General features: G+C 34.0%; 17 protein-coding genes. 8 read left to right on the top strand and 9 right to left on the bottom strand.

Going from position 1 to position 20,003, the window contains the following annotated elements:
• From ACM55G_RS07100 to ACM55G_RS07085, 4 genes are all read left to right on the top strand, one after another.
• Positions 1-669, top strand: a complete 669-nt coding sequence (locus ACM55G_RS07100) for a DNA-binding transcriptional response regulator (RefSeq protein ID WP_416843188.1) — start codon at positions 1-3, stop codon at positions 667-669.
• A gap of 219 nt (positions 670-888) precedes the next feature.
• Complete coding sequence (locus ACM55G_RS07095) at positions 889-1,164, top strand: hypothetical protein (RefSeq protein ID WP_416843187.1); 276 nt, start codon at positions 889-891, stop codon at positions 1,162-1,164.
• A gap of 507 nt (positions 1,165-1,671) precedes the next feature.
• Complete coding sequence (locus tag ACM55G_RS07090; protein WP_416843186.1) at positions 1,672-1,830, top strand: hypothetical protein; 159 nt, start codon at positions 1,672-1,674, stop codon at positions 1,828-1,830.
• A 439-nt stretch (positions 1,831-2,269) separates the two neighbouring features.
• A complete protein-coding gene (locus tag ACM55G_RS07085; protein WP_416843185.1) occupies positions 2,270-3,073 on the top strand; it encodes an endonuclease/exonuclease/phosphatase family protein in 804 nt (267 codons plus the stop codon).
• 2 nt (positions 3,074-3,075) lie between these two features.
• Here ACM55G_RS07085 and ACM55G_RS07080 read toward each other — a convergent pair whose 3' ends face one another.
• Both ACM55G_RS07080 and ACM55G_RS07075 read right to left on the bottom strand, forming a co-directional pair.
• The gene (locus ACM55G_RS07080) at positions 3,076-3,918 is read right to left on the bottom strand and encodes an isoaspartyl peptidase/L-asparaginase (protein ID WP_416843184.1); all 843 of its coding nucleotides are present in this window, start codon (positions 3,916-3,918) and stop codon (positions 3,076-3,078) included.
• Positions 3,919-3,987: 69 nt separating this feature from the next.
• Positions 3,988-4,860: a cyanophycinase gene (locus tag ACM55G_RS07075; protein ID WP_416843183.1), complete on the bottom strand. Its 873-nt coding sequence runs from the start codon at positions 4,858-4,860 to the stop codon at positions 3,988-3,990.
• A 264-nt stretch (positions 4,861-5,124) separates the two neighbouring features.
• Here ACM55G_RS07075 and cphA point away from each other — a divergent pair, with 264 nt between their 5' ends.
• Positions 5,125-7,749 carry a cyanophycin synthetase gene (cphA, locus tag ACM55G_RS07070; RefSeq protein ID WP_416843182.1) on the top strand — a complete coding sequence of 875 codons (2,625 nt, stop codon included), beginning with the start codon at positions 5,125-5,127 and terminating at the stop codon, positions 7,747-7,749.
• 151 nt (positions 7,750-7,900) lie between these two features.
• Here the strand turns inward: cphA and ACM55G_RS07065 are convergent, their stop codons facing one another.
• The 7 genes from ACM55G_RS07065 to tgt all read right to left on the bottom strand — a co-directional run bounded on the left by ACM55G_RS07065 (position 7,901) and on the right by tgt (position 16,052).
• On the bottom strand, positions 7,901-9,163 hold the full coding sequence (locus tag ACM55G_RS07065; RefSeq protein ID WP_416843181.1) for an asparagine synthetase B: 1,263 nt from the start codon (positions 9,161-9,163) through the stop codon (positions 7,901-7,903).
• 82 nt (positions 9,164-9,245) lie between these two features.
• Positions 9,246-10,790, bottom strand: coding sequence for a replicative DNA helicase (dnaB, locus tag ACM55G_RS07060; protein WP_416843180.1), 1,545 nt, complete (start codon positions 10,788-10,790; stop codon positions 9,246-9,248).
• Positions 10,791-10,930: 140 nt separating this feature from the next.
• On the bottom strand, positions 10,931-11,884 hold the full coding sequence (locus ACM55G_RS07055; RefSeq protein ID WP_416843179.1) for an acetyl-CoA carboxylase carboxyltransferase subunit alpha: 954 nt from the start codon (positions 11,882-11,884) through the stop codon (positions 10,931-10,933).
• A 252-nt stretch (positions 11,885-12,136) separates the two neighbouring features.
• On the bottom strand, positions 12,137-12,727 hold the full coding sequence (locus tag ACM55G_RS07050) for a dual specificity protein phosphatase family protein (RefSeq protein WP_416843178.1): 591 nt from the start codon (positions 12,725-12,727) through the stop codon (positions 12,137-12,139).
• A 164-nt stretch (positions 12,728-12,891) separates the two neighbouring features.
• On the bottom strand, positions 12,892-13,773 hold the full coding sequence (locus ACM55G_RS07045; RefSeq protein WP_416843177.1) for a DMT family transporter: 882 nt from the start codon (positions 13,771-13,773) through the stop codon (positions 12,892-12,894).
• On the bottom strand, positions 13,760-14,848 hold the full coding sequence (locus tag ACM55G_RS07040) for an LptF/LptG family permease (protein WP_416843176.1): 1,089 nt from the start codon (positions 14,846-14,848) through the stop codon (positions 13,760-13,762). The genes ACM55G_RS07045 and ACM55G_RS07040 overlap by 14 nt, the downstream gene beginning before the upstream one ends.
• A 73-nt stretch (positions 14,849-14,921) precedes the next feature.
• Positions 14,922-16,052 (bottom strand): tRNA guanosine(34) transglycosylase Tgt, encoded by a 1,131-nt coding sequence (tgt, locus tag ACM55G_RS07035; protein ID WP_416843175.1) that lies wholly within the window; start codon positions 16,050-16,052, stop codon positions 14,922-14,924.
• Positions 16,053-16,524: 472 nt separating this feature from the next.
• Between tgt and ACM55G_RS07030 the strand changes: the two genes are divergently transcribed.
• The 3 genes from ACM55G_RS07030 (at position 16,525) to ACM55G_RS07020 (ending at position 19,852) form a co-directional block, all read left to right on the top strand.
• Entirely contained in the window at positions 16,525-17,325 is an 801-nt protein-coding gene (locus ACM55G_RS07030; protein WP_416843174.1) for a hypothetical protein, read from the top strand.
• 172 nt (positions 17,326-17,497) lie between these two features.
• Positions 17,498-18,787 carry a hypothetical protein gene (locus ACM55G_RS07025; protein WP_416843173.1) on the top strand — a complete coding sequence of 430 codons (1,290 nt, stop codon included), beginning with the start codon at positions 17,498-17,500 and terminating at the stop codon, positions 18,785-18,787.
• Positions 18,788-19,003: 216 nt separating this feature from the next.
• Positions 19,004-19,852, top strand: a complete 849-nt coding sequence (locus tag ACM55G_RS07020; RefSeq protein ID WP_416843172.1) for a DUF4440 domain-containing protein — start codon at positions 19,004-19,006, stop codon at positions 19,850-19,852.
• Positions 19,853-20,003 lie beyond the last annotated feature (151 nt).

Raw genomic sequence — 20,003 nt, 5'->3', positions numbered from 1 at the left:
ATGTTTCATAAAGTTTTAGTTGCCGAAGATTTAGACAGTATCAGTATAACAGTTGTTCAAGCACTAGAGGAACTTTCTGTAGTAGAAATTCATCACGCCAAATATTGTGATGATGCTTTTTTAAAAATAAAAAAAGCACTCCATGATGAGAAACCTTTTGACTTATTGATAAGCGATCTATCCTTTAAACCGGATTATCGAGAAAATAGGCTGACTTCGGGTGAAGAACTTATTGAAGCCGTGAAAAAAGCGCAACCAAACATTAAAACAATAGTATTTTCTATTGAAGATAAATCATTTAGAATAAAATCCCTTTTTAATAATTCGGGAATCAATGCCTACGTATCTAAGGGGCGCAATAGTATTCCTCAACTTAAAAATGCGGTTGAAAACGTATTTGTCAGTGATGAGAAAATCATTTCAACCGAATTATCCCATCTATTAAGAGACAAATCAATCTTGGAAATTGAAGCCTATGACATTTCTCTTTTGAAATTTTTATCGAAAGGATTAATTTTAGATGAAATAGCATTAGAATTCAAAAAAACCGGAATCACTCCGAATGGAAGCAGCAGCATAGAGAAACGAATTAATAGACTCAAAATATACTTCAAGGCCAGTAACAATGTACATCTTATTTCTATAACCAAAGATTTAGGCTTAATATAATGCTCTACAGCGCCTCTTACAAGGACTAGAACAAAAGATATATCCTTCCAAATTTCAATTAATTCCCCTTATTTATTTGATACAATTGGTGATTCCTAATCACACGACTGAATATTTTTTATTTTTTTTTTAAAATAATTACCCTCTTTTACGGTTTCCCGTAAAGAATTAATTTTTATTAGGATTACGTTTGGCTTGTTTAACTTTAAAACTATAAAAATGGCCAATTTCACCAGTACCGATTTAGCATTTACAGGATATTCACAAACTATTGATCTTAATAATCCTGAAAATTTCAATGTGGTTTATGTAGATAAAACAGCAGAATTCGAAGTTGTTCATTTCTGCAATCAATTTTTAGAAAAATATAAAGTTCCTCAAACAAAAGCAAGCTTTCAAAAAGTAGAAAGCTTTTTACAACACGCTATTTTAGAACATCAAGTTTACCGGGAAGAATTATTAGACTGGATTGCGAGTAACTGGATTAAGTTATAGTTGGTTAGTTACTATTGTTTCTAAAACGAGTAAGTAATTGCAAATATATTCTATAGACAAAAAATATTTTTTGATCTGGCACTCCCATTATTTGCTTGAAAGCGGCTTTAGAATACTTTTCTTATCCAAAATGAGGTTTCCCGTAAGGAAGTGATTTTTAATAGGAATAAGTTTGGTGTCAGTTAAAAAGCCAAAGCTTTAAAATATTTATTCTTTTGAATTTTGATCTATTACTTCAACACAAATAACAATACTAATTATGGACCACGGCATCATTTATTGGGTATATAAATTTGGGAAATAAATAAGAATTAGGAAAACCATCAAGAAGTGATATTTTAATAAGTACAGGTTTGTTTCTAAATAATATCGAATTTTGTGGAACTAATTAATCAACTCAGATCATTGATCAACAAAATTAATCAGGTAAAAGATAAAATTGACTAACTAAAGTGTCTATAATTCTAAAAAAAATCTTTAATTAAATAACGTTAAACTAAATCAATTATGAAAAAACTAGCAATTCTTCTTTCTATCTTCTTCTTTATTTTAAGCTCGAATATAAATTCACAAAGTGGCCATTACAAAAATGGTAAAGGAAGTTCGCACAAAGGTGGTACTTACAAAAATTCTAGCACTAACAATCATTATAAAAAAAGAAAGTAATTAAATCTCTTTTATAATTTGAAATAAAAGCAAAAAACATCCAAATAAAATGAGCGCACTGAAAAACTACATGAAATACGGAAAATGAAAATACTTGAAAAGGAGCAAAAATACCTTGGTTTCGCTCCTTTTAGTTGTTATAAAGACCTTCTGGTTTCGTAAAATTAAATTTGAATAAAAAACTGAGATTAAATAAAATTAAACCCTTATTTAGCCGCTTTTTTAATAGTTTTTTGGAAAGAGGGACTTTTTCAATGCCCTCATTTTATTTGGATGTTTTTTGTTTTCTAGAATAGAATCATAATAAAAAAATCTAATTGAGATATATACTTCTTAAATTTATTAAGCTTTGAATCACTAGATTTTAAATAAAAATACTATTTTGGCTGAAGCCAATATTTTGCATTTCATATATTACATTCCATATATTTTTCTCTTGATGAAACCTTTATTTTTCCTACTATTTTTCCTTATTTCCACCATTGCCTTTTCCCAAACCAAACTCCTTTCCTGGAATCTGGAAAACTTTGGCAAATCAAAATCGGAAGAAACCATTAATTATATTGCAAAATCACTAAAAGAGTATGACATCATTGCCATTCAAGAAGTGGTAGCGGGTTTTGGAGGAGCGCAAGCAGTGGCAAGATTAGCCAATGAACTTAATAGAAAAGGAATGAAATGGGATTATGTGATTAGTGACCCAACCAGCAGTAGTGCTTATAAAGCCGAACGCTACGCTTTTATTTGGAAAACCAGCAAACTTAAAAAAATAGGAAAAGCCTGGCTTGAGAAAAAATATCATTTGAAAATCGACAGGGAACCGTATTTCTGCACGTTTCAATATGAGAACAAACAGTTTACAGTGGCTAATTTTCATGCCATAACCAAAAACAAACAACCGGAAACCGAGATTAAATATTTCAAATTTTTACCGGAGGAATATCCTATGCTGAATTTGATTTTTGCAGGGGATTTTAATTGTCCGCAATCGCACACCGTTTTCAATCCTTTGAAGAAAATGGGGTATCAGTCTATTTTGGTTGACCAAAAAACGTCGCTCAAACAAGAATGTAAAAATGATAAATGCCTCGCATCAGAATTTGACAATATGTATTTCAAAACTTTAAAAATAAATACTATAGATTCGGGAGTTATTCCTTTTTACAAAAATTTTAATTCACTAAAACAAGCCCGTGTAATATCCGATCATATTCCAATTTGGTTTGAATTTTCTTTGAATTGATATTAATCGAATACTTCAAAATTATCGCCGTCAAAACTGGCAAAAACCATACTGGGATGAGAATCCTGATGAAAAACATTTCCTTCCTTATCAATAGCAATTGCACCGGCAAAACCATCATAAGGTTTTAATTCGTTGAACGTTTTAGCAAAGGCTTCTTGTAATGTAAAGCCGTCAGTAACCCGAGTGACAATTTTAGCAGCAGTTGCATTACTTACAATATCCTCTCCTACTCCAGTCAAACTCACACCACAAAATGCATTGGCATAATTTCCGGCAACTGTTGCAGAATCTGAAATGCGTCCCGGAATTTCAAAACCTTTACCACCCGTAGAAGTAGCGGTGGCAATTTTTCCATTTTGGTCTAAAGCCACACAACCCACCGTTCCTGTTCCCAATGCTTTCAGTTTCGCTTCATATTCAGCTCGTCGTTGTGGGATTTCGGTTGAAAAAGATTCGAAACCGTGCTGTCGCGCAAAATTAATTGCTCCATTTCCTCCAAGAACTCTGTCCTCATATTGCATCAACATTTGGGCAACCTGAACAGGATTTTTTACTTCTTCGATATTGATAACACCACTCATTTTTTGAGTTTCACCATCCATAATTGCAGCGCTCATTCTTATTTTTCCGTCACTTTGTATTTGGGAACCAATTCCTGCATTAAACAATTCATCATCTTCCAAAAGAGAAACGGCATAAACCACTGTTTCTAATGCTGAATGTGTTTTTAAAAATGAATAGGAATCTTTTACAATTCGTTCCAGCGCGTTTTGCTTGGCAACTTTTGTTTCGTGATTGGTAGATGATTCTGAGAAAAAACCGCCGTGTATGATTAATTTCATATTATGAGTGTTTGGTATTGGATATTGCATATTTGGACTAAAGCCTAAAACCAATACCCAAAATTTGAATTATAAATAATGTGAAGATTCTATGTGCATCAAATGCGTTTCTAGATTATAGGTGTCAAATTTACTCATGACGTGTGTCACTAAATGTGAAATTGATATCGGCTGTCCTAATTCTACTTTCGTCAAATTGGTGTCTTTTATTTCCCGACCATCAACTAAAATAACCAATCCGGAACCAATGGCTTCCATTTGGACATTATTGGTAATCAACAACCCCGTATCTTCACCAAGTCCTATTCCCAGCACTCTAGGATTACCAACAACCGCTTGAAAAAGCCTTCCAATTCTGCCGCGTTGTACAAAATGCGTATCGATTATAACACCGTCTATTAAACCCAATCCGCTAGAAATTTTCACTTCCCCTTTCAATAAAGCTTCAGAGCTACTCCCTTGATAAATCATATTATTAGAAGCTGCCGCAGCTCCTGCAGAAGTTCCGGCATAAATAAATTCTTCATTATGGTATTTATCCAATAATATGTCATGAAACGGCGTTCCACCAAGAATGGAAGTCAATCGCAATTGATCGCCTCCGGTAAACATAACTATATCGGCAGCTTTTAATCGAGCTAAAACGGTTTCATCGGCAGCTTGTTCGCGTCTTTCTATAGTAAGTATATCTACATTTTTGGCATTCAAATACTCAAATGCTTTAACATATTCTGGACCAATTTCTTTTGGAATTACGGAGGCCGTTGTAATAACTTCTATTCGGGAATTCTCTTTGTGTTTTGATTCGTCTAATATCCTTTTTAAAATCCCAGTTTCAAAAAAGTTTAAATTGCTAGTTGCATTTTTATCTAAATCGGTTTCAGTAAAACTTCCTTTATCGACCGCACCTCCTATTATTATTAGTTTCCCTAGTATATTCATTTTGTAAAAATAACCAAAAAGATAAAAAAAGCCATTGAACTATCACTTTTTTTTAAATTATAACAAACAGTACAAGTATTGTTTATTTTTAAAGAAATAAATTTTGATTCCTATTCTAAAAAAACTAATTTAGTTGCATTCTGTACTTTTTATAAAAAAACTATTTAAAATACCTGTCTTTTTTTCAAAGTTAGGATCTATCAAATTTAAAATCAATTCATTACATATCCATTTTTCAGTTCAAAAAATAACATTCCCGTTTTTATGAAAATAATTAAAGTACAAGCCCTTCGTGGACCTAATATTTGGAGTATCCAAAGAAAAAAATTAATCCAAATGCGATTGGATTTGGAGGAAATGGAACAATTTCCAACTAATAAAATTGAAGGATTTAAAGAACGCATTGAAGCCATGTTTCCTACTATGATTGAGCATCGTTGCTCAGAAGGCTGTCGTGGTGGTTTTTTTTCCAGAGTGGAACGCGGTACTTGGATGGGACATGTAATTGAACATATTGCACTTGAAATTCAATCTTTGGCGGGAATGGAAACCGGCTTCGGAAGAACCAGAGAAACAAAAACTCCAGGAACTTATAATGTAGTCTTTAGCTATACTGAAGAAAATGTTGGCCTTTTTGCTGCAGAATCTTCTGTTGCAATTGCCGAGGCGTTAATTGCCGGAACGGAATATGATTTGAATGCCGACTTACAAAAAATGCGTGAAATACGGGAACGTGTTCGACTAGGGCCAAGTACGGGAAGTATTGTAGAAGAAGCCGTTTCCAGAAATATTCCTTGGATTAGACTTGGAACAAATTCCTTAGTTCAACTAGGATATGGAATTAATCAAATGCGTTTTCAAGCAACAATCACTTGTAAAACAAGTAGTATTGCTGTAGATATAGCATGTAACAAAGAGCTTACCAAAAAAATGTTGGACATGGCTTCGATTCCAGTTGCCAGCGGAAGCATTTGTACTGACGAAGAAAGTTTGGCTGAAACCATTAAAAAAATTGGGTATCCTATTGTATTAAAACCTTTAGATGGAAATCACGGAAAAGGCGCTTCCATTAATGTTACCAATTGGGAAGATGCGGTTTCTGGTTTAGTATTTGCTCAAGAATATGGCAAACGTGTTATTGTAGAAAAATTCATTACCGGTTTCGACTTTAGAATATTAGTCATTGATAATAAATTAGTTGCTGCTGCAAAACGGGTTCCTGCTCACGTAATAGGAAATGGAAAAGACACCATTCAGCAATTAATTGACACGACTAATCTGGATCCCAGAAGAGGTTATGGACATGAGAATGTGTTAACCCAAATTGATGTTGATAGAGACACCGAAGATTTATTGGAAAAATTAGGCTATGCATTAGAAACAATTCCGAGAATTGGGGAAATAGTATTCCTAAAATCTACAGCCAATTTAAGTACTGGCGGAACTTCTGTAGATGTTACCGATATGATGCATCCAGAAAATATTTTTCTCGCCGAAAGAATTTCAAGAGTTATTGGATTAGACGTTTGTGGTGTAGATATTATGGCCGAGAATTTAACGCAACCATTAAAAGAAAATGGTGGTGTAATACTGGAGGTCAATGCGGCCCCAGGTTTTAGAATGCACCTTGCTCCTTCTGAAGGATTACCTCGAAACGTAGCGGCACCAGTTATTGACATGTTATATCCTCCAGGAAAATCCTTTCGTATTCCTATAATTGCAGTTACGGGAACCAATGGTAAAACCACTACTACCCGACTTTTGGCACATATTGTAAAAAACAATGGTTACAAGGTCGGATTCACCACATCAGATGGGATTTATATCCAAAATCACATGATGGAAAAAGGCGATACTACCGGACCTCAAAGTGCTGAATACGTTTTGAGAGATCCAACGGTGGAATTTGCAATTTTAGAAACGGCTCGAGGAGGAATCCTTCGTTCCGGTTTAGGATTTAGCCGTTGCGATATTGGAATTATTACCAATATTCAGGAAGATCATTTGGGTTTAAGTGATATTCATTCTCTTGATGATTTGGCCAGAGTTAAAGCAACAGTTGTAAAAAGCATCAAGAAAGACGGTTGGGCTGTTTTGAATGGAGACGATGAACATTGTATAAAAATAGGTAAGGATTTAAATTGTAATGTAGCCTATTTTAGTTTGAGTGAAGATGGCGATTTCATTAAAAAACTTTGTGCTGAAGGAAAAACAGTTGCTGTTTATGAAAATGGATTTATAACCATCAAAAAAGGCGAATGGAAAATTCGTATCGAACGTGCCACTCACGTTCCTTTAACATTGGGCGGAAAAGCAAAATTCATGATTGCCAATGTCCTTGCAGCAACTTTAGCAAGTTATTTATGGGGCTTTAAAACCGAAGATATTAGTTTGTCATTGCAGACTTTTATTCCAAGTGCGGCACAAACTCCCGGTCGTATGAATATTTTTGAGTTCAAAAAATTCAAAGTATTGATTGATTTTGCTCATAATCCATCCGGTTACAAAGGAGTGGAAGAATATTTGCAAAGTGTCGAGGCCACCAAGAAAATTGGAATTATTGCTGGTGTTGGAGACCGTCGAGATGAAGATATTAAAGAATGTGCTTTTATAGCAGCTCGAATGTTTGACCACATTATCATTCGCCAAGAAAAATACCTGAGAGGAAGAACCGAAGAGGAAATTATTGATTTAATACTCGAAGGAATTACAAATTCAGGCAAAATAGTTACTTATGAAATTATTCCTAAAGAAACCGAAGCAATAAAACACGCCATCAATTGTGCCGAAGAAGGAAGCTTTATTACCGCATTAAGCGATGTGGTTACGAATGCTATCGATATTGTACAAGAATATTTGGATAAAGAAAATGAATCCGGAAGCATTTAATTTTTTTTGGAGCTATTCCTGCTGTCCATTGTATCTTTTTATCCTGAACTTATTTCAGGATCCTGAAACAAGTTCAGGATAAAAAGGATGCCACTCCCATCAGGGCTAAAAAACAAAAAGCCAATCGGTATTGATTGGCTTTCTGTTTTTATTAAGTCTTCTGTTTTTTCTTCTTGGCTGCAGGAAACAAAACATTATTCAAAATCAAGCGATAACCCGGAGAATTGGGATGTAAATCCAAAACCGTAGGCGCATCTCCCACCTGATGCTGAAAATCTTCGGGATCATGACCTCCATAAAAAGTGAACATTCCTTTTCCTTTTTCACCATGAATATATCTCGCTTCACCGTTCAGCTCACAAGTTCCCATCACCAAAATATTAGATTTTATCAGTGATACATCAAAAGAAGTCGTCTGTCCCATGAATCCTTTAACCAACTGCGTATGATTTTGACACAACATACTCGGAATCGGATCCCATTTAGCCGAAAATTCCATTAGGGTAAAATAATCTTTATCCATTAAAATCCTTCTTTTTGAAGTCATATCAATATCCGAAAATTCATATTGCTCTGGTCTTCTTTCTAAAATAAAATCTTTGAAAGCAAACGAATTATTGTAATTCATCTTCGATTGATAATTAGCATCGCTGGCGTCACCGTCAAACATAGCTTCACAAATATCTACACCATCAGCTGCCAAAGCGATATCAAAACTATCCGTTGCGGAACACATCGCAAACATAAATCCACCACCAATCACAAAGTCCCTGATTTTTTTGGCCACAGCTCCTTTTTCCTGTGACACTTTTGGATAGCCTAATTTAGTTGCCAATGCTTCGGCATCTTTCTTTTGTTCGATGTACCAAGGTGCATTTTTGTAGGCTCCATAGAACTTACCGTATTGGCCCGTAAAATCTTCATGATGCAAGTGCAACCAATCGTAAAGTAGTAGTTGATCACTTAAAACTTCTTCATCATAAATGGGTGTAAAAGGAATTTCGGCATAAGTCAAAACGAGTGTTACCGCATCATCCCATGGCTGTTTTCCTTTGGGTGTATAAACCGCTATTTTTGGTGCTTTTTCTAACACTACCGTTTCCATATTTTGTGAAGGACTCGAAATCTCCTCTAAAATTTTGGCTTCTTCACTATCCGAAAGAATTTCAAAACTTACGCCTCGAATTTTACATTCTTTCCGTATTTCTTCGGCATCAGGCAGTAAAAAAGAACCCCCTCGATAATTGAGCAACCAACTTGCTTTGTAATTTTTATCCAAACACCAATACGTAATTCCATAAGCCTTCAAATGATTTTGCTGCGTGGTTTCATCCATTGGCAACAAAATAAAAGAAGCTTTTACCGAAAAGGAAATGAAAATTAGTAGAATATAGAGTGACTTTTTGAAAGACATTACCGTTTTTATTTCAAAGATAATAGTTTTTAGGAGATGAAAATCATAAAAAAATCCGCTGTAGCGGATTTAAATTTATACATTAGAACGGTACATCACTGTCATCGTCCGGGTCATTCAAGTTACTTCCAAAAGCTTCATTAGCCGATGGCAAATTTTTAGTAATAAAAGGATTGTCATCTTGATTCATACTCGACGGTAAGTCATCATAACCGCCACTGTAATCTTCCAGATTATCAAATTTACCCAAATGTCCAATAAACTTCAAACGAACATTTTCTATACTACCATTACGGTGTTTTGCTATCATTATTTCCGCCTGACCTGCAGTTGGTGAGGCTTCATCATCATCCCATTCGTCAATTTTATAATATTCAGGACGGTATAAAAACGATACAATATCAGCATCTTGCTCTATCGCACCCGATTCACGTAAATCAGACAATAAAGGCCTTTTACTGGAACCACGCGTTTCAACTGCACGCGATAGTTGAGAAAGTGCAATTACTGGAACATTTAATTCCTTCGCCAATGCTTTTAAATTTCGGGAAATCGTAGAAATCTCTTGCTCTCTGTTTCCTCCTCCTTTTCCATTTCCACCAGCTGTCATCAATTGCAAATAATCGACAATTATAATTCGGATACCATGTTGGGAAACCAAACGTCTCGCTTTTGCTCTTAAGTCAAAAATAGAAAGTGACGGTGTATCATCAATATACAATGGGGCTTTTTCTAAATTTTTAACTTTGGTACTCAATTGCTCCCATTCGTGTTTTTCCAGTTTTCCGGTACGTAATTTCTCCGATGACAAACCTGTTTCGGACGAAATCAAACGGGTGATCAACTGAACCGATGCCATCTCCAAGGAAAATAGGGCAACTGGCATTCCGAAGTCAATGGCCATATTTCGTGCCATTGATAATACAAATGCAGTCTTACCCATTGCCGGCCTTGCCGCTATAATAATTAAATCACTTGGTTGCCAACCCGAAGTAATCTTATCTAATTTATCAAAACCAGTTGCTACACCACTCAATCCTTCTTGACCGGCTATTTCTTCGATTCTTTTTTTAGCTTGCAAAACTAAACTCTGAGCGGTTTCAGAACTCCGTTTTATATTTCCTTGTGTTATTTCGTATAATTTGGATTCGGCTCTATCTAATAAATCAAAAACATCCGTTGTTTCATCGTAAGAATCTTCAATAATTTCAGTAGAAATTCGAATCAAACTGCGTTGGATAAATTTTTGAAGAATAATTCTGGAATGAAACTCAATATGTGCAGAAGAGGATATCTTTTGCGTAAGCTGAATTAGGTAAAAATCACCCCCGGCCAATTCTAATTTTGCATTTTTCTTGAGTTGGGCAGAAACGGTTAATAAGTCAATAGGCTGCGTTTCTGTAAACAGCTGCACGATAGCCTCAAAAATATGTTTGTGTGCATCTTTATAAAATGCATCAGGTTGTAAAATGTCAATTACATCATCCACCCCTTTTTTATCAATCATCATGGCGCCAAGCACAGCCTCTTCTAAATCGAGAACCTGAGGTTGTAATTTTCCTTTTTCAAGGCTTATAATAGTGGTTTTATCAACCTTCACAGGTTTAATATTTTTGAAATTTTCCATAATGCGAAAGTAGCAAAAATTAAAAAAACATTATCATTGAGTTGTTACAAATAATTGTTCATAAGTAACTATTTTTTGTTTATAACCATAAAAAAATCCGAAACTGTAAGGCTTCGGATTAAATATCAAATTATAGGATTTTACTCTTTATATTCGCCCATTTTACTGTATTTTTCCATTCTTTGAGCAATTAATTCTTCTGTTGATAAGTCTTTCAATTCATTGAATCCTTTCATGATATATTGTTCCACCGTTTTGAAAGCAGTCTCTCTGTCATAGTGCGCGCCACCTAATGGTTCCGGTATAATATCATCAACTAATTTTTGTTTTTTCATATCGGCAGAAGTCAGCTTCAATGCTTCGGCTGCTTGTTCTTTATATTCCCAGCTTTTCCATAGAATAGAAGAGCAGGATTCTGGAGATATAACAGAATACCAGGTATTTTCCATCATATAGACCTTGTTACCAACCCCTATTCCTAATGCTCCGCCAGATGCTCCTTCACCAACAATAACGGTGATAATTGGCACTTTTAAACGAATCATTTCAAAAATATTTCTGGCAATGGCCTCCCCTTGTCCTCGTTCTTCGGCTTCCAGTCCCGGATAAGCTCCCGGAGTATCAATTAAAGTCAAAACTGGAATACCAAATTTCTCTGCCATTTTCATCAATCGCAACGCTTTTCTATATCCCTCAGGATTTGGCATCCCGAAATTACGGAATTGACGCGTCTTAGTATTAAATCCTTTTTGTTGACCAACAATCATAAAAGATTGTCCATCAATTTTTCCTAAACCACCAATCATGGCTTTATCGTCTTTAAAACCTCTATCACCAAAAAGTTCCAAGAAAGTTTCACCACACAAAGCTCGTACATGATCCATTGTGTAAGGGCGACTTGGATGTCTTGACAATTGTACGCGTTGCCAAGCTGTCAAGTTTTTATAAATATGCCTTTTAGTTTCTTCCAGCTTTTTGTTGATTTGTTTGCAAGTATTCGTTACATCAACATCCGATTCCTGACCAATAATAACACATTTATCTAACTGTTCTTCTAGTTCTTTTATAGGAAGCTCAAAATCTAAATATTCCATAGGATTTCTGCGTTTTTGTTTTTAATTCGAACCGCAAATATAAAATTTTAAATCGTTCAAAAAGGTAAATTTTATATTTATGTCTTAAACTGTATGTTCTAAATTCATAAAATCATTTTTTAAACGAAGAAAAAAACATATTTAATTCTTGTTTTAAAATGAAAATCAAGGACTTATAAGTAACTTTATTAACTTTTGTAAATAAAAATCGGACAAAACCAAATCAGATAATTTGAGTTTTAAACTCTTTGGTTACTTCTTTTCTGTTGCTGCTTCTTTTCTGGATTTATAGGCTTTCAAATATTCTCCTTTTGGAGTTCCATCATCAAAAGAGCTATATTTTATTAATGCTCTTACTCCTTGACGTGCTTCTTCATTGGTGAAATTTTCATATTCAATTCTATATAATGCGGAATACATTTCGGCACGACCAATTCCGTGATAGCAGTGGATCAACACCGGATAATTGTCTTTGTTATCCATTATTTTGAAAAACCGGTCTAAATTTTCTGGTTTTGGAACCTGATCTGAGCCATTATTAAAATAATTCACTCCGGTTATTTTTGCTACGGCTTGTTGCTCGGCAGTCAGTTCAGCAGGGATTTCTGGATTGTTCTTCAAATCTGTAGTTCCCGGAAAACGCAAATCAACAATCGATTTTATATGGTATTTGGTAACGTAACTTTCTATTTCATCGGGTGGAATCACTCCTGACTTGTATACTTTTCCTTCGGTTATGGTTTCAAAATTATGATTGATGTTTATGTCGTAGACATACTTCCCAACAAAGATTAAAACAATTCCAAGTAAAGTAAAACCTATTAATTTTCTATTTCTTTTCATATTGTAAAGATTAATACTATATTTATTTCCATTTAGATACTCTTTCCCCAATGTTTATGGATACCTAAAACACGGATAAGCCGATTCATCTTATTGCAATCACCATCCCGAATTCCTAGATTAAAAGTAGGCTACGGCACTTTAACAAACATCTTGAAAAGCGCTTAAATTTCTTTTTGATAATGCTTAATTACACCATTTAGGATTACAGTGATTACAATTATTATGGCTCCAATATAAAACTCAAAACTCATTTTTTCTTTTCCTCCAAGGATGAAATAGGCCAATACAATTCCGTAAACCGGCTCTAGATTAGTGGTCAGCATTACGGTATACGGCGTCAATTTTTGCATCACTTTAACCGAAGCAGTAAACGCATAAGCGGTACAAATCGAAGCCAAAATCAGAATTAGCATCCAATTATTAAATGTCAAAATAAAGAAATCCAGAGAGAATTTTTGTTGAAATAAAAAGTAAATTGTAATGAAGAATACACCCGCCAGAAACTCATAAAAGGAGATAACTGAAGGATCGTGATTTTCTATTAATTTCCCATTCATCAGCGTAAACAAAACACCCAATATTATGGCTGCCAAAGCGTACAACATGCCGTCTAAATAATTGACTTCGACTTTCATGATTAATGCCAGTCCAGCAATTATAATAAATCCAAAAAAAACTTCATACCAAAGCACTTTTCGGCCGTAAAAAAGAGGTTCTAATAGTGACCCAAAGAAAGCCCCCAATGAAAAAACGGAAAGCGTTATGGACACATTGGAAACATGAATCGCTTTAAAAAAAAATATCCAATGCAACGCAATTAACAGTCCCACAAAAATCAATTGCACGAAGGATTTTAACGGAATTCTAAATGATTTCTTTTTGAATATAATAAACAGGGATAAAAACACACTAGCAAAAAACATTCGATACCAAACTAAAGCATCCGCTGTTATGGTGATTAGCGCCCCTAAAATAGCGGTAAAACCCCAGATAAAAACAATCAGATGCAGGTTTAAATAAGACTTCAGTTTATCGTTTTGCATTTCGTAATAAATAAATGGCTAAAATTATAAAAGCAAAATTGGGTAACCAAACTGCCAACATAGGGGGAATACTTGATTTTTCAGCCAATACACCAAAGATTTTATCAAAGAAAACAAAAGCAAAAGCTAAGGCAATTCCTATCGCTAAATTAATTCCCATTCCGCCTCTGCGTTTCATTGATGAAACCGAAACCGCTATAATGGTTAGAATAAATGCCGAAACGGGAACACTGAATTTTTTATATAATACCACTAAATAGACATTGATATTAGACGAACCCCGCTTTTTCTCCTTGTCAATAAAGTTAATCAGTTTATTCAAACTCAATGTTTCAGCGATATATATCACTGGTGCCAAATCCTCTAAATCAAAACTAAAACGAGCATTTTTTTCACTTGCTTTTTCAATTTTATCTCCTTTTTCCCCTACCGTCCTTTTTGTGTAATCAAACATGGTGTAGGTTTTAGACTTCGGATTCCATTTTATTCTACTTGCCGAAATTTTATAAACCAGTTTCTCTTTATCGAATTTTTCTAATGAAAAATTAAAAGCAGTTTTTGATAAGGTATTAAAGCTATTCACATAGATGAATTCAGAATCGCTAATTTGTCGGTACACATCGGTGTCATCTCCCCGCATCGCTTCTTTTCCACCCGTTTTAAGATAGGTGTATCTAAAGTTATTAAACCCTTCACTGGCAGCAGGAACAACAAAAAAACCCATTAATAAAACAAAAACCGAAACGATGGAAGCACCAATAATGTAAGGTCGTAAAAAACGGGTAAAAGAAATCCCCGAACTTAAAATGGCAATAATCTCTGTGTTATTGGCTAGTTTTGAAGTAAACCAAATAATCGATAAAAACAAAAAGATTGGGAATAACGAATTGGCAAAATAAATCGTAAAATTATAATAGTAAATTGCAATTTCAATAAATGGAACTTTGTTTTCGATCATGAAATTAATCTTCTCCGAAACATCAATAATAATCCCAATAGGAATAAACATCAACAACATAACCGCAAAAGTGGCTAAATATCTTTTTAGGATGTACTTGTCAAGTATTGTTAACATATTTTAAATTATGAGTTATGAATTATTAATTATGAATTACAAACTAACCCATAATTAATAATTCATAATTATTTTATAATCTTTGGTTCATATTTTTCACCATCATTTCTTTCCAAGGTCTGAAATCGCCAGCTAAGATATGTTTTCTAGCCTCACGAACCAACCACATGTAAAATCCAAGGTTATGGATTGTGGCAATTTGTTTTCCCAGATATTCATTGGCAGCAAAAAGGTGACGCAAATACGCTTTCGTATATTCCGTATCCACGTAAGTAATTCCCATTTCGTCAATAGGCGAAAAGTCATCCTCCCACTTTTTATTTTTGATATTTATCGAACCGTTAGCCGTAAACAACATTCCGTTTCTGGCGTTACGCGTAGGCATCACGCAATCAAACATATCAATTCCAAGAGCTATATTTTCCAAAATATTTATTGGAGTTCCCACGCCCATCAGGTAACGCGGTTTGTCTTCGGGTAGGATTTCACAAACTATTTCGGTCATGGCATACATTTCCTCGGCAGGTTCCCCTACTGAAAGCCCACCAATTGCATTTCCTTGTTGATTCGAATTAGCAATATATTCTGCCGATTGTTGGCGTAAATCTTTATAACAACTTCCTTGAACAATTGGAAAAAATGTTTGTTCGTATCCGTATTTAAAAGGCTGCGTGTCTAAATGATTGATACAACGGTCTAACCAGCGGTGCGTCATTTTCATAGAACGCTTTGCGTAGTTGTAATCACAAGGATACGGCGTACATTCATCAAAAGCCATGATAATATCGGCACCAATGGTACGCTGAATTTCCATCACATTCTCCGGTGTAAAAAAGTGGTACGAACCGTCAATATGCGATTTGAACTTCACCCCTTCTTCCTTAATTTTTCGATTGGCCGAAAGCGAATACACTTGGTAGCCACCAGAATCCGTCAAAATATTGCGGTCCCAGTTCATGAATTTATGCAAACCACCTGCTTTCTCCAGGATTTCGGTTTGAGGTCGCAGGTATAAATGGTAGGTATTTCCCAGGATAATATCCGGGTTTATATCGTCTTTCAATTCGCGTTGGTGCACCCCTTTTACAGAACCTACAGTTCCTACAGGCATAAAAATTGGGGTTTCAATCACACCGTGATCAGTGGTAACAGTTCCCGCTCTGGCTTTGGACTGCGGATCTTTATTTAATAAATCAAACTTCATATAGGCGTTTTTCAGTGGGCAAAGATAGGTTAATTTGAAACCCCCATCAAAAAAATATTTTTCTTTCTATGACATGAAAAAGAGCGTTCATGACAACCAAAATTGAAATACTTTTTCGGAATAAAATTAGATAATTACATCATTTAAAAATTTAATTATCGTTTGGGAATTTCTTTTGGGCGTGCCCTAAAAAGGTCGGGCTATCCGTTGCAATCTCCCGAAAAAAAATCGGGAGGATTTCCACTGCTATCCCTCACGCAAATCAGCGGTTACAACAACTAAAATATTTTCCATACCAAGCCAAAAGCATGCAACAAATAAAAAGTCCTTTTGATAATTTGTAATAAAAATATTATTTTTATATTTGATAAAAATACGCTACTCAATAGCGACTATGCATCCTAAATTGGGTAGATTGTCGCTAATTTGTAGCGAGTATATACAAGTTGTGCGATATTTAAAAAAAGAAGAAATGATAGAAAAAGAATTTATTGAAGAATATTCTCTGTTTAGAAAGTTTAAATCTGAAAATATTAGTACTGACTTACAACAATGGAAAAAGACTCCGATTAATATGATTTGTCAAAATTGTAATTCAATCCAAACTTTTAACCTAACAAATAATTTCTTTTATCAAGGAACTAAAGTTAATGTAATTGCAAGTAATCGAGTATTAGATCTGGAATATATTTGTGAATCTTGTAAAGATTTTAAAAGACATTTTTATGTTTATGTAAATGAAGATGTAAATGAATTTTATAAAGTTGGTCAGTATCCTGAATGGGAAATTAAAATTGATAAAAATTTAGAAAAAACATTACATAAACATTCTTCAACTTTTAGAAAAGGGTTAGTTTGTGAATCTCAAGGATATGGAATTGGAGCATTTTCATATTATAGGAGAATTGCAGAAGAAATAATTGATGAATTGTTAGATTCTATTTCAGAATTAATAGAAGAGGAACAAAAAGAAAAGTATATAGCAGCGCTTAAGAAAACTAAAAGCACAAGAGTTACACAAGAAAAAATTGAGTTAGTAAAAGATTTATTACCATCCATTTTAAAACCAAATGGTATGAATCCTTTGGGTGTTTTACACAGTGAATTGAGTGAAGGATTACACGCATTGTCTGACGAAACTTGTCTAGAAAATGCAAATCATATTAAAACCATTTTAACATTTTTAATAAATCAAATTATTCAAAGTAAAGAATCAGCAAAAGTATTTACTTCAAGTATGAAATCATTATTAGAAAAGAAAAGTGGAAAATAAACATCGCACAACAGCCATTTTGAGCTAGCTGGAATTTAGTGGAATTATCATTTCGCATCAAGTTTTCGTTAAGCCGAAAATTGAGCGGTTACGATTTTCCAGCCATCTCAAAGTGGCATAACGTTAGGCGTCATACCCTGAAAAACGAACTGAAATATAACTAACATACAATATGAAAAAAGAATACACATTTGAATTACTAATAATAGACCCAAGTGGCAATAGTGAAATTCAGTCTCCCAAAAGTTTATTGTATGGTCTACTTTCAACTGAAAAATTATGGGAGAATCCAGAAGAAATAGATGATAAAGGTAAAAAATATATTAAAGATAAAAACTTAACTTTAAAAATAAAACCTGTTGATACAAGCTCTGTACTATACAATCTTTATGAATCCGCATTTATTTTAAAACTTGAATCAAATGATTTTGATAAACTTGAAAAGTTCAGATATCCTTTGGTTGTTCATTTAAAAAGCAGATTGAGATTTGAACACATTCGAATTTTAACAGATGATATTTCGACAGAAATTTCCAATAAGATTTATCCCTTAATAAATGAATTAGAAAATATTTTAAGAAGATATTTAGCAAAATTTTTTACTCAAAAAGTAGGGTTGGATTGGTGGAAACAAGCAGTTCCGGATAAGGTTATTGAAAAAACGAAAATGAGGCAAGACAATGAAAATGTGTTTTCAAAAATTGTTGAAACTGATATGACTTTAATTGATTTTAATGATTTAGGAGAGATTATATACAAACATAAATTAGGCTTTAACAAACCTGAAAATCTAACCGATAAAATCTTATCTATCAGTTCTGTTGAAGAACTTCAAAAACTAAAGCAGGATTTAGATGGGAATTACAATCGCTTTTTTAAACAACACTTCAAAGATTTTAGTTTTGATAGTAAATGGAAACAATTATTCCAGTTAAGAAATAAAGTTGCTCACAATAATTTATTTATAAAACCCGATTTAGAAAACGCTCAAAACTTACATATAGAAATTAAAGCTATTATTTTAAAGGCTGAAGACAAGATAGATGACTTTAGATTCTCAGTTGAAGAACAAGAAGCAATGATTAAAACTTCCAGTTCTAATATTACACCAATCCTACCAATTGATGATCAAATTCCAACAAATATTAAAATTGTTGGAAAAATTGATCTTCCCGAAAAACTTGACAATAATTTTGAAATAATTTCAGAAGAAAATTTGCTAAAAGAATTGACAAGAGCCGAAGATTCTTTAAAATATAAGAACCTAACTTTTATTGGTCTCAAATCTTTCGTAACAAATGTTTTAGCCAGTAAAGGATATTCATTTGGACCAACATATGCACAAATTAATGTTCTTAAAGACAAAGGAAAAATTGAAATTTACGATGTCGAAAATGGAAATGAAAATTCAGCTTGGCCAGTAAAAGCAATTCGTTTAGTTAAAATAAGTACGAACGCCTAACAGCTACTACAACGGATTTGGGCAATTGGCTTAATGGAAGGGTTAGTTTTATTTGGGATGATTTGGCAAATCCGAAAATAGGGCTTAATTTAGTTCCCCGCTCCCGCACGAATCCTTTCGTGTGGTAAGTGAGATATAAAATTCCCACCGTCAAGCCACGAGACGTAACCTGCAGCCCTAAAAACCAATAACGAGATTAAACAAACAAATTTAAATATGAAAAATCCCTTTTTTTTAATAATTCTAATGCTTGCTGTGTTTTCTATCAAAGGAAATGCACAAGACAATTCCTTTTTTTTGAAAGGGGAAAAGTCGCCTAATGTACATCATGTTGGTGATGTCTGGCTCAAAGAAATAAATAGTGCAGATACAATTTTCAACAGCAGTATTTCCATTGCGACATTTGGGATTAATGCAAGATTAGATTGGCACAAACATCCAGGCGGGCAAATCCTTATGTTTACTGAAGGCGAAGGGTATTATCAAGAAAAAGGGAAACCCAAACAAACGGTACATAAAGGAGAAATGATAAAATGCCTTCCTGACGTGGAGCATTGGCACGGTGCGACCCCAAAAAATGGTGTAACTTATATTGCAAGTTCCCCAACTCAAAAAGGAAAGACAATTTGGTTGCAGCGAGTGACAGACGAAGACTATAATAGCAACCCTAATAATCCTACGGATTTAAAAACTACGAGTTTAGAACAAGAAGTTATCAATCTATCAAAAAAGAAATGGCTTTGGATGTCGGATAAAAATGTGGACTCGTTAAATATCCTATTCAATGAAAAATCTGTTTTTGTTCATATGGGCGGAAGTTGGGGGAAAAAACAGGAAATTAACATCATTAAAGGCGGTGGAATTTGGTATAAGAATGCCGAAATTCAAGAAACATCAGTAGCAATTATTGGAAATACGGCTATTTTACTAAATAAAATCATATTGACCGCAGTTGTCGGGGGCAACGAAGTAATCAATCCCTTTATGGTAACAGAAGTGTATATTCATCAGGACAATAGTTGGACATTAAGTTCATTATCATTTACAAAACTGCTAACGCCATAACTTAAACAAAAAAAGGGCAGAACGTAACAAGGGAACAAATTAAAGTCAACACAAGCCAAATTTAGAGAAGATTAGAAAATCATTACAAAGAAGAAACCGAACTACTCCCTAGTTTCTATAAAGTAGATAGCTTCAAACCTTCAAGGGCTTA

The organism is Flavobacterium algoriphilum (assembly GCF_048158655.1).
In the GTDB taxonomy this organism is placed as follows: Bacteria; Bacteroidota; Bacteroidia; order Flavobacteriales; family Flavobacteriaceae; genus Flavobacterium; species Flavobacterium algoriphilum.
This window is presented reverse-complemented; position numbering and strand designations above follow the sequence as displayed.

Excerpts from the sequence above, each read along its gene's own strand:
- ACM55G_RS07100 (WP_416843188.1), top strand. The coding sequence starts at position 1 with ATGTTTCATAAAGTTTTAGTTGCCGAAGATTTAGACAGTATCAGTATA.
- ACM55G_RS07095 (WP_416843187.1), top strand. The coding sequence starts at position 889 with ATGGCCAATTTCACCAGTACCGATTTAGCATTTACAGGATATTCACAA.
- ACM55G_RS07090 (WP_416843186.1), top strand. The coding sequence starts at position 1,672 with ATGAAAAAACTAGCAATTCTTCTTTCTATCTTCTTCTTTATTTTAAGC.
- ACM55G_RS07085 (WP_416843185.1), top strand. The coding sequence starts at position 2,270 with ATGAAACCTTTATTTTTCCTACTATTTTTCCTTATTTCCACCATTGCC.
- ACM55G_RS07080 (WP_416843184.1), bottom strand. The coding sequence starts at position 3,918 with ATGAAATTAATCATACACGGCGGTTTTTTCTCAGAATCATCTACCAAT.
- ACM55G_RS07075 (WP_416843183.1), bottom strand. The coding sequence starts at position 4,860 with ATGAATATACTAGGGAAACTAATAATAATAGGAGGTGCGGTCGATAAA.
- cphA (WP_416843182.1), top strand. The coding sequence starts at position 5,125 with ATGAAAATAATTAAAGTACAAGCCCTTCGTGGACCTAATATTTGGAGT.
- ACM55G_RS07065 (WP_416843181.1), bottom strand. The coding sequence starts at position 9,163 with ATGTCTTTCAAAAAGTCACTCTATATTCTACTAATTTTCATTTCCTTT.
- dnaB (WP_416843180.1), bottom strand. The coding sequence starts at position 10,790 with ATGGAAAATTTCAAAAATATTAAACCTGTGAAGGTTGATAAAACCACT.
- ACM55G_RS07055 (WP_416843179.1), bottom strand. The coding sequence starts at position 11,884 with ATGGAATATTTAGATTTTGAGCTTCCTATAAAAGAACTAGAAGAACAG.
- ACM55G_RS07050 (WP_416843178.1), bottom strand. The coding sequence starts at position 12,727 with ATGAAAAGAAATAGAAAATTAATAGGTTTTACTTTACTTGGAATTGTT.
- ACM55G_RS07045 (WP_416843177.1), bottom strand. The coding sequence starts at position 13,773 with ATGCAAAACGATAAACTGAAGTCTTATTTAAACCTGCATCTGATTGTT.
- ACM55G_RS07040 (WP_416843176.1), bottom strand. The coding sequence starts at position 14,848 with ATGTTAACAATACTTGACAAGTACATCCTAAAAAGATATTTAGCCACT.
- tgt (WP_416843175.1), bottom strand. The coding sequence starts at position 16,052 with ATGAAGTTTGATTTATTAAATAAAGATCCGCAGTCCAAAGCCAGAGCG.
- ACM55G_RS07030 (WP_416843174.1), top strand. The coding sequence starts at position 16,525 with ATGATAGAAAAAGAATTTATTGAAGAATATTCTCTGTTTAGAAAGTTT.
- ACM55G_RS07025 (WP_416843173.1), top strand. The coding sequence starts at position 17,498 with ATGAAAAAAGAATACACATTTGAATTACTAATAATAGACCCAAGTGGC.
- ACM55G_RS07020 (WP_416843172.1), top strand. The coding sequence starts at position 19,004 with ATGAAAAATCCCTTTTTTTTAATAATTCTAATGCTTGCTGTGTTTTCT.